The organism is Tissierella sp. (assembly GCF_052089545.1).
In the GTDB taxonomy this organism is placed as follows: Bacteria; Bacillota; Clostridia; order Tissierellales; family Tissierellaceae; genus Tissierella_A.
On record NZ_JBQDAA010000128.1, the window covers coordinates 5,880 to 6,938 of the forward strand.

Sequence of the window (1,059 nt, forward strand, 5' to 3'; positions counted from 1 at the left end):
TAAGTGCATGTGCTTTTATAACTCCTTCTTCTTTATCTAAAAATATATATGCAGCTATAATAAACAGTCCCATAAGAGATCCATTAAATATTAAAACAGAAGGTATCATATTTTCCCTGTCTGATAGGGAGTTATAATTTGTTGATAAAGGTCTAACCTCTTGAGTATCCATAGTGTTTTCTATGGTTTCATTTGATTCAACATGAAGTATCTTTAAAAGGTTTTTGTATTTATCAGATTCATACCCTTGTAAATAATATTCATAATTAAACTTATAGTTTTCATCCATATTAATTATAGCAGCAACTTCTCTTTCTTCTTCTGCCATATATATTACATCTTTTCTATTATTCAATATATATATTTCTTTATCTTCTGTAGTATATAGTAAAGCATCTTTTTCCTTCTTATCTATTTTTACTTCTACATCTCTATATTTACCATCCACCGTTTCATCTAATATTGAATCTAAATAGATATCACTAGCTTCAGATGGCATATCTAAATATATATATTCTGATGTTTTATTATCAAAATTATCTGGTACTACAAATAAAAATATAGCTAATATAAGTAAGGCCATAAATATTTCAATATAAAAATAAAATCCTCGAGAAGCTATTTTCAACTCCTTTATAAAACTAGAAAAGAGTTTCATTTTAAACAAGCCCCCTTCCAGTCACTTTGATAAATATTTCTTCAAGTGTAGCCTCTTTTGTATGCATTGTTTGAATATCATGTGTTTCGATTATTTTTTGAAGCAGTTTCTTATCTTTTTCTATTACAGTTGATAAAGTTTCTTTTATAATCTCATCTTTTTCTATATATTCAATATCTACAAGTTTATCACCATATTCAAGTTTTAAAGCTTTAGGAGACTCGATTATTTTTATTTGACCATCTATTATAAATGCTACTCTATCACATAGTTCATCCGCTATAAACATGTTATGAGTCGTTAAAAATATAGTTGTTCCTTCATTGTTTTTTTGTTTTATTATATCTTTTATATCTGCTGCAATGGCTGGATCAAGTCCTGTAGTAGGTTCATCTAAAAAC

General features: G+C 26.9%; 2 protein-coding genes. Both read right to left on the reverse strand.

Translation table 11 applies throughout. The annotated features are described in order from the left end of the window. Window positions 1–658 (reverse strand): hypothetical protein (locus ACTHW2_RS09245; RefSeq protein ID WP_442263650.1); only part of this gene is annotated, 658 nt, incomplete at its 3' end. Window position 659: 1 nt separating this feature from the next. Continuing rightward, a partial coding sequence (locus ACTHW2_RS09250) for an AAA family ATPase (RefSeq protein WP_442263651.1) occupies window positions 660–1,059 on the reverse strand: 400 nt, incomplete at its 5' end.